Origin of the sequence: Bradyrhizobium valentinum (genome assembly GCF_001440405.1) — a bacterium.
Lineage (GTDB): Bacteria > Pseudomonadota > Alphaproteobacteria > Rhizobiales > Xanthobacteraceae > Bradyrhizobium > Bradyrhizobium valentinum.
Genome location: NZ_LLXX01000025.1, coordinates 64,764 through 72,816, shown reverse-complemented (window position 1 = coordinate 72,816; position 8,053 = coordinate 64,764). Strand labels below are relative to the sequence as shown.

6 protein-coding genes are annotated in these 8,053 nt (G+C 62.7%); all 6 read left to right on the top strand.

The features are described from left to right. Positions 1–104: 104 nt before the first annotated feature. The 6 genes from mobB to CP49_RS03405 all read left to right on the top strand — a co-directional run bounded on the left by mobB (position 105) and on the right by CP49_RS03405 (position 7,771). Complete coding sequence (gene mobB / locus CP49_RS03430) at positions 105–632, top strand: molybdopterin-guanine dinucleotide biosynthesis protein B (protein WP_057848962.1); 528 nt, start codon at positions 105–107, stop codon at positions 630–632. Positions 633–640: 8 nt separating this feature from the next. Then, entirely contained in the window at positions 641–1,897 is a 1,257-nt protein-coding gene (locus tag CP49_RS03425; RefSeq protein WP_057848899.1) for a molybdopterin molybdotransferase MoeA, read from the top strand. 41 nt (positions 1,898–1,938) lie between these two features. Next, positions 1,939–2,190, top strand: coding sequence for a sulfurtransferase TusA family protein (locus CP49_RS03420; protein WP_057848961.1), 252 nt, complete (start codon positions 1,939–1,941; stop codon positions 2,188–2,190). A 96-nt stretch (positions 2,191–2,286) separates the two neighbouring features. Next, complete coding sequence (locus CP49_RS03415; protein ID WP_057848898.1) at positions 2,287–3,720, top strand: sigma-54-dependent transcriptional regulator; 1,434 nt, start codon at positions 2,287–2,289, stop codon at positions 3,718–3,720. Then, positions 3,713–5,737, top strand: a complete 2,025-nt coding sequence (locus tag CP49_RS03410; protein WP_057848897.1) for a sensor histidine kinase — start codon at positions 3,713–3,715, stop codon at positions 5,735–5,737. Before CP49_RS03415 ends, CP49_RS03410 begins: the two co-directional genes overlap by 8 nt. 378 nt (positions 5,738–6,115) lie before the next feature. Further along, on the top strand, positions 6,116–7,771 hold the full coding sequence (locus CP49_RS03405) for an OFA family MFS transporter (protein WP_057848896.1): 1,656 nt from the start codon (positions 6,116–6,118) through the stop codon (positions 7,769–7,771). Positions 7,772–8,053 lie beyond the last annotated feature (282 nt).

Genomic DNA, 8,053 nt, shown 5'->3' with positions numbered 1-8,053 from the left:
CCCCCGCCCATCCACGTCTTTCTTTCGGCTCTAGCGTGAAGACGTGGATGCCCGGGACGAGCCCGGGCATGACGAAGATAACAACGCCGCCGCCGGAGAACGAAATGAAAGTGATAGGCCTCGCGGGATGGAGCGGCGCCGGCAAGACGACCTTGCTGACGCGGGCGATCCCGCAATTCTTAAAACAGGGCCTCTGCGTCTCCGTCATCAAGCACGCCCATCACGCCTTCGATGTCGACGTGCCCGGCAAGGATTCCTGGCGGCACCGCGAAGCCGGCGCAGCCGAAGTGCTGGTATCCTCCAGCCAGCGCTGGGCCCTGATGCATGAGCTGCGCGGCGCCGCCGAGCCGCGATTGCCGGAACTGCTGGCGAAGATGTCTCCGGTCGATCTTGTCGTCGTCGAGGGTTTCAAGCGCGAGCCGCACCGCAAGATCGAGGTTTATCGCGCCGCCAACGGCAAGCCGTTGCTGTTCCCCGACGATCCCGGCATTGTCGGCATCGCGACCGATACGGCGGTTGAAACCACGCTGCCGACCGCCCATCTCGACGATATCGAGGCCGTCGCGGCGATGATGCTGAAATCGGCGATTTCGCTCGAAGACGTGCTGGCCAGATGCGAAGCTGAGGGCTGATCAAGCACATGGCGCAATTGTCCGACGATTGCTTTGCCTTCGGCGGCCCGATGATGTCGGTCGATGAGGCCGTGGGTCTCATTGCCACGCGCGTGACGCCGGTCGTGGATGTCGAGACGGTGACGCTCGCCCGCGCCGATGGCCGCATTCTCGCGCACGACATTTTGGCGCCGCTGCCGCTGCCGCCCTTCACCAATTCCGCCGTCGATGGCTATGCGGTTTCGAGCCGCGATCTGCCGCAGCAGGAAGAACAGGCATTTCCAGTGATCGGCCGCGTTCAGGCGGGTAGCCTCGCGTCTGCACCGCTCCAGCCGGGGCGGGCGGTGCGCATCTTTACCGGCGCGCCGATGCCCGACGGCGCCGATACCGTGTTCATGCAGGAAGACGTCCGCGTCGAGGGCGACAAGGTCGTGCTCCCCGCAGGTCTCAAGCCCGGCGCCAATGTGCGCCCTGCGGGTGAGGATATTCCCGCAGGCTTTGCGGCGCTGAAAGCCGGCCAGCGGCTGCGGCCGCAGGATGTCGCGCTCGCGTCGGCGTTCGGCCTGACAGAGCTCGATGTCGCCAGGCGTATTCGCGTCGCGGTGTTCTCCACCGGCAACGAGCTGGCCTCGCCCGGCGAAGCGCGCGCCGCGGCGCAATTGTTCGATTCCAACCGCTTCATGCTGATGGCGATGCTGGGCCGGCTCGGCTGCGAGGTGAGCGATCTCGGCATCATCAGGGATGACCGCGCCGCGCTCGCAAGCGCCCTGCAGGAGGTGGCCGGCAGCCATGACCTGATTCTCACCACCGGCGGCGTTTCGACCGGCGAGGAGGATCACGTCAAGGCGAGTGTCGAAAGTGTCGGCAGGCTGGTGCTGTGGCGGATGGCGATCAAGCCGGGACGCCCCGTCGCGATGGGCATCATCGGCGGCACGCCGTTCATCGGTTTGCCGGGCAATCCGGTGGCGAGTTTCGTCACCTTCGTTCATGTGGTGCGGCCGACCATTCTCGCGCTGTCAGGTGCGCGGCCGGAGCCGCTGACGCCGATGCCGGTTCGCGCCGCCTTCAGCTACAAGAAGAAGATTTCGCGCCGCGAGTATGTCCGCGTCACCCTGCGTAACGCCGCGGATGGCGCGCTCGAAGCGGTGAAGTTTCCGCGCGAAGGCGCCGGCCTGTTGTCCTCGCTGGCGGACACCGACGGCCTGGTCGAGCTTGGTGAAGACGTCACGCAGGTCGCGCCCGGCCAGATGGTCGGGTTCCTGTCCTATGCAAGCCTGATCAATTGATGTCCGTTGACGATGTGGTCCCGCTTCGCCATGTTCGGAACATGACGACGACAAAGCTTGATCTTGCCGGGCTGAAATGCCCCCTGCCGGCGTTGAAGACGCGCAAGGCGCTGAAGACCTTGCCGCCCGGCGATAGGCTGGAAGTGCTGTGTACCGATCCGCTCTCGGTGATCGACATCCCGAACCTCATTCGCGAGACCGGCGACAAGGTCGAAATCACCGAGCGCAACGAAAACCGCATCGTATTTTTGATAGAAAAAGCAAATGGATCGATAGAAAAGGCAAATGTTTGAGCTATCCGGGCAGGCCGGAGCTCCCGCGCGTCAGTTAGACGACTTCATTAGAACGCACGATTGCCGGGTGCGACGATCGGCCCTACAAAACCCGGCATGAACTTCCCGACATCGAAGGCGAGCGCAGCGGCGTCCCTTGCCACGGGCAACGAACCGGCGGCAAAACTCGGCAAATCGGCCGGCGGGCCCGAGTTCGGCGCGCTCGCGCAGGCGTCGATCCTGATCGTCGATGACGAGCCCGGGATGCGCAATTTTCTGGTGCGCACGCTGGGGCCGCGCTGCAAGCACGTGGAGGAGGCGGCTGATACGGATGAAGCCTCGCGCATGCTCGATAAGAGCCGGTTCGATGTCGTCATCCTCGACAACATCATGCCGGGCAAGAATGGCGTCGACTGGCTGGCAGAGCAGCGGGCTGTCGGCTTCTTCGCCGACGCCATCCTCATTACGGCCTATGCCGATCTCGACACCGCAATTCAGGCGCTGCGCGCCGGCGCGGCCGATTTCGTGCTGAAACCGTTCCGCTCCAACCAGATATTGAACGCGGTGGCGCGTTGTCTCGACCGGGTCCGGCTGCAGCGCGAGAATTATGTGCTGCGCTATGCGCTGCGCGCATCATCCGATCGTACGTTCCTGCGCGACAATCTGATCGGGGAATCGCCGGCCGCCCGAAGCGTACGGGAAACCATTGCCCGCGTCGCCCGCCTGCCGACCTCGATCCTGCTCACCGGTGAATCCGGCACCGGCAAGGAAGTCGCGGCGCGCTCGATTCATTCCCTGTCCGACCGCGCCGACAAGCCCTTCGTGCCGGTGAACTGTGCTGCGATTCCGCCCGAGATGATCGAGGCCGAGTTGTTCGGCCACATCAAGGGCGCCTTCACCGGCGCAGACAGCGGGCGCGAGGGTCTGTTCCTCCATGCGCATGGCGGGACGCTGTTCCTGGACGAAATCGGCGAACTGCCGCTGGCGATGCAGAGCAAGCTTCTCCGCGTTCTGGAGGACCGCCGCGTCCGTCCCGTCGGCGCCGAGCGTGAAGTGCCGGTCGACCTTCGCTTCATCTTTGCGACCAATGCCGACCTGCAGAAGCAAGTCGAGAGGGGTCGTTTTCGCGCCGACCTGTATTATCGCCTCAACGTCATGCAGATTCATCTGCCGCTGCTGAAGGACCGCGGCGACGACGTGCAGGAGCTTGCCACAATCTTCATGAACAAACTCTCGGTACAACTCGGCATGCCGCCGGTTCCAATCGACAGTTCGGTGCGCGCCGCGCTCGCGAGTTACGACTGGCCCGGCAACGTGCGCGAGTTGCGCAACCTGATCGAGCGGACGTTGATCCTCGGCGCGTTTCCGGACGATTTCGCCGGGCCGCGGAACGACGGGCAGGCCGCCACTGCCGACAGTCTGGCGGATATGGAGCGCCGGCACATTCTTTCGGTGCTGAAGGAGACCGGCGGCAGCCGCGAGGAGGCGGCGCGACGGCTCGGGATCTCGCGCAAGACCATCGATCGCAAACTCGCGTTATGGAATGGGTGACCGGGCAGGCAGCATCGACGGGCCGGTGCGCGGGCGGTCCGTCCGCTTTCGGCTGCTCGCGATTGCGCTGCTGCCCATGCTCGTCATCCTGCCGCTCCTGCTCGGCGTGGCCATCTATCGCTGGAATGCAAGATTTGACGCCACGCTGATTTCGAAGGTGAACGGCGATCTCACCATCGCCCACCAATATCTGGCCCGCATTCTGGAAAAAACCGGTGTTCAGGTCCGCGGGCTGAGCCTCTCGTTTCGCTTCCGGGAGGTGGAAGAGCAGGAAACGCTCTCCGCCGTGGCGGACTTGCTCGAACAGTCCCGCAAAGAGATAGGCCTCGACTTTCTCTATTTGGTGGACGCCGGCGGAAAGGTCATCGCCTCGTCACCAGCGCTTAAGGGAGCGCCAAGGGCCGACTGGCCGATCATCACTTCGGTGTTGTCAGGCGAATCCCCGTCGACGGGCATCGACATCTTCACCAATGACGAACTTGCGGCGATTTCGCCTGTTCTTGCCGACCGCGCGCGTCTCGATCTGGTGCCGACGCCGAACGCAGTGCCGACCGATCGCAGTACGGAAACCAGTGGCATGGTGGTGCATGCCGCTAGCCGCGCAACGGCTCCTGGAGGAGGGCCGGCTGCGCTCGTCGGCGGAATATTGCTCAACCAGAATCTCGAATTCATCGATACGATCAACGACCTCGTCTATCGCGAGGCGAGCCTCCCGGAGGGTAGCCAGGGAACGGCGACGCTGTTCCTCGACGACGTGCGGATTTCGACCAACGTCCGCCTGTTCGAAGGGCGGCGCGCGCTGGGAACGCGGGTGTCGGCGGCGGTTCGCTCGGCGGTGATGGGCGAGGGGCGGACCTGGCTGGACAGCGCCTTCGTCGTCAACGACTGGTACATCTCGGCTTACGAGCCGCTCGTCGATACCTATGGCAAGCGTGTCGGCATGCTCTATGTCGGATTTCTGCAGAAGCCGTTCAACGATGCGAAGCTCGAGACGCTCTTGATCATCGCGCTCGCGTTCATCGCGATCACGGCGGCAACCGTGCCGATCTTCCTGCGCTGGGCGCAGTCGATTTTCATGCCGCTCGAACGCGTTACGGCGACAATCGGCGAAGTCGAGAGCGGCAATCTCTCCGCGCGCACCAAATTGCCGGCGTCGGGCGACGAGATCGGCCGCGTGGCGGTTCACCTCGATACCCTGCTCGATCAGATTCAGGAGCGCGACCGCCAGTTGCGCGAGTGGAACGAGGAGTTGAACACGCGGGTGCGCGAGCGAACACGCGATCTCGAACTCGCCAATCTGAAGCTTGAGGCGACCACCAAGCAGCTCATCATGTCGGAAAAGCTTGCCGCGATCGGCGAAATTACCGCCGGCGTCGCGCATGAGATCAACAATCCGATCGCGGTGATGCAGGGCAATCTCGACGTCATCCGCAGCGTGATCGGCGCCGATGCCGAAAAAGCCAAGGTCGAATTCCGTCTGGTCGACGAGCAGATCCACCGCATCAGCCAGATCGTCACCAAGCTTTTGCAGTTTGCGCGCCCGGAAGAGTATGCCGGCTATGTCGAGCGCCATACGCCCGGAAGCGTCGTGGCGGACTGCCTGCCGCTGGTGCAGCATCTCCTGAACAAGACGGAAATCAGGATCGTGCGCGAAGACCGGGCAAGCCGCCTGGTCCTGATGAACCGCACCGAGCTGCAGCAGGTGCTGATCAACCTGATCGTCAACGCGATCCACGCCATGCCTGATGGCGGCACCCTGACGCTTCGTTCATACGACGCCGACCGCGACGGCGTGTCCGGTATCCTGATCGAAGTTGCCGACACCGGAATCGGCATGGACGTAGACGTTGTCGAGAAAGTCTTCGACCCCTTCTTTACGACCAAGCGGCGGGACGGCACCGGGCTTGGCCTTTCAATCAGCCAGACCTTGATCAAGCGCCAGCGCGGCCAGATTACAGTTGAAAGCGAAGTCGGCCGGGGAAGCACATTCCGCGTCTGGCTTCCGGAGGCCGACTGACACAGGCTGATTGGACATTTTGTCCAGCATATCAGGACAATTTGTCCTGAGTTGCAGGATGGTCCCTCTCAAGTCATTGATTTTTGGCATCGTGCGATTTGGCACACGGATTGCTCACTCCTTTTCAACACATGAAAGGGAGGGACGACAACCAGCGGTGCACAGTCGAGTTGAGCTGTCGCCCGCGCAATCATGCCGGCAAAACCTCACCTCAAAAGCATCAGGGTGGATGTTCTCGAATGCGCGTGTCGATTCCGCGCATTCCGGAATCGCATGGAGCAGAAGGATGGGTCTGCTCCACAGCATAGCTGAAGATGACGGATCGAAGACGGTAAAACAAACGCCCAGTTCAAGAGTGGGCCGCAGGGGAAAATAGCGATGACAACAATCAGCAGCGCCGGGAGCATCCCCGGTGCAGGAACGGGATTCCTTGACAAGGAGCGAACGGTCGCGACCGCCGGCTTCAACCGCTGGCTGGTGCCGCCCGCGGCGCTTTGCATTCATCTGTGCATCGGCATGGCCTATGGCTTCAGCGTGTTCTGGCTGCCGCTGTCGCGCGCGCTCGGCGTGACCGCGCCGAAGGCATGCCCGGACATGACGCTGGTGCAGGAACTGTTCACCACCACCTGTGACTGGAAAGTCGCCAGCATGGGCTGGATGTACACGCTGTTTTTCGTGCTGCTCGGCGTTTCCGCCGCGATCTGGGGCGGCTGGCTGGAGCGCGTCGGACCGCGCAAGGCGGGCTTCGTGTCTGCGCTGTGCTGGTGCGGCGGTCTCGTGCTCGGCGCGATCGGCATCATCACCCATCAACTGTGGCTGTTGTGGCTAGGAAGCGGCGTCATCGGCGGCATCGGGCTCGGGCTGGGCTACATCTCGCCGGTGTCGACGCTGGTGAAATGGTTTCCGGACCGCCGCGGCATGGCGACCGGCATGGCCATCATGGGTTTTGGCGGCGGCGCCATGATCGGTGCCCCGCTGGCGAACCTGCTGATGAACTATTTCAAGTCGCCGACTTCGGTCGGCGCCTGGGAAACCTTCATCGCGATGGGCGCCATCTACTTCGTGTTCATGATGATCGGCGCTTTCCGCTATCGCATTCCGCCCGCGGGCTGGCGGCCTGAAGGCTGGACGCCGCCGACCAAAGCCAATGCGATGATTTCGCAGAACCACGTTCATCTGAAGGACGCGCACAAGACGCCGCAGTTCTGGCTGATCTGGTGGGTGCTCTGCCTCAACGTGTCGGCGGGCATCGGTGTGATCGGCATGGCTTCGCCGATGCTGCAGGAAATCTTCGCCGGCAAGCTGATCGGATTGCCTGACGTCGGCTTCAACCAGCTCGATGCGGCGCAGAAGGCGACCATTGCGGGCATCGCGGCCGGCTTCGCCGGACTGCTCTCGCTGTTCAACATCGGCGGCCGCTTCTTCTGGGCGTCGCTGTCGGACAAGATGGGCCGCAAGAACACCTATTACACCTTCTTCATCCTGGGCATCGTGCTTTACGCACTGGCGCCGACATTCGCGGCGATGGGCTCGAAGCTGCTGTTCGTGCTCGGCTTCGGAATCATCCTGTCGATGTATGGCGGCGGCTTCGCGACCGTGCCGGCCTATCTCGCCGACATGTTCGGCACACAGTTCGTCGGCGCCATCCATGGCCGTCTGCTGACGGCGTGGTCCACCGCGGGCATCATAGGTCCCGTAGTCGTGAACTACATCCGCGAGTTCCAGCTTGCCGCCGGCGTTCCGCGCGACCAGCTCTACAACACCACAATGTATATCCTGTGTGCGATGCTGATCGCGGGCCTGATCTGCAACTACCTGATCAAGCCGGTCGATGCGAAGTGGCACATGAGCGAGGCCGAAGTCGCCAAGCTGCAGGCGGCGACGGTGAATGCCGGAGCATCGGGACCGTCAGGCTCTTATGGCATCGGCTTCGGCGGGCTCGACGCCAAGGCCGCGCTGTTCTGGGCCTTCGTCGGCATTCCCCTGGCCTGGGGCGTGTGGAAGACGCTGGAAAGCGCCGTCAAGATCCTTTGATCCCTCATGGCGTCGCAGGGCGAGGGTCCGGCGACGCCATTTCGGGTGCCATCTTCCTCTCAATGTCGAATTCAAATCCGGCGATTGGAAATCGAGATCAATGCGCATTCGCAATCGCAGCATGAGACGGCTTTATTGATCTCGCGACCAAATTCGCGTTCTCATCCACTCATCAGGCAAGGCAGACCAAACGTGGTCGCTCGGGCACAGGATCGAAAGCTCGCTGCCTGTGTTGCCTTAAATATCTGATAAATCTCTTGGCATCTGGCATGCCACGAATTA

What these genes read in the sequence shown, in the direction of transcription:
- mobB (WP_057848962.1), top strand. Translation starts at nt 105, where the DNA reads ATGAAAGTGATAGGCCTCGCGGGATGGAGCGGCGCCGGCAAGACGACC.
- CP49_RS03425 (WP_057848899.1), top strand. Translation starts at nt 641, where the DNA reads ATGGCGCAATTGTCCGACGATTGCTTTGCCTTCGGCGGCCCGATGATG.
- CP49_RS03420 (WP_057848961.1), top strand. Translation starts at nt 1,939, where the DNA reads ATGACGACGACAAAGCTTGATCTTGCCGGGCTGAAATGCCCCCTGCCG.
- CP49_RS03415 (WP_057848898.1), top strand. Translation starts at nt 2,287, where the DNA reads ATGAACTTCCCGACATCGAAGGCGAGCGCAGCGGCGTCCCTTGCCACG.
- CP49_RS03410 (WP_057848897.1), top strand. Translation starts at nt 3,713, where the DNA reads ATGGGTGACCGGGCAGGCAGCATCGACGGGCCGGTGCGCGGGCGGTCC.
- CP49_RS03405 (WP_057848896.1), top strand. Translation starts at nt 6,116, where the DNA reads ATGACAACAATCAGCAGCGCCGGGAGCATCCCCGGTGCAGGAACGGGA.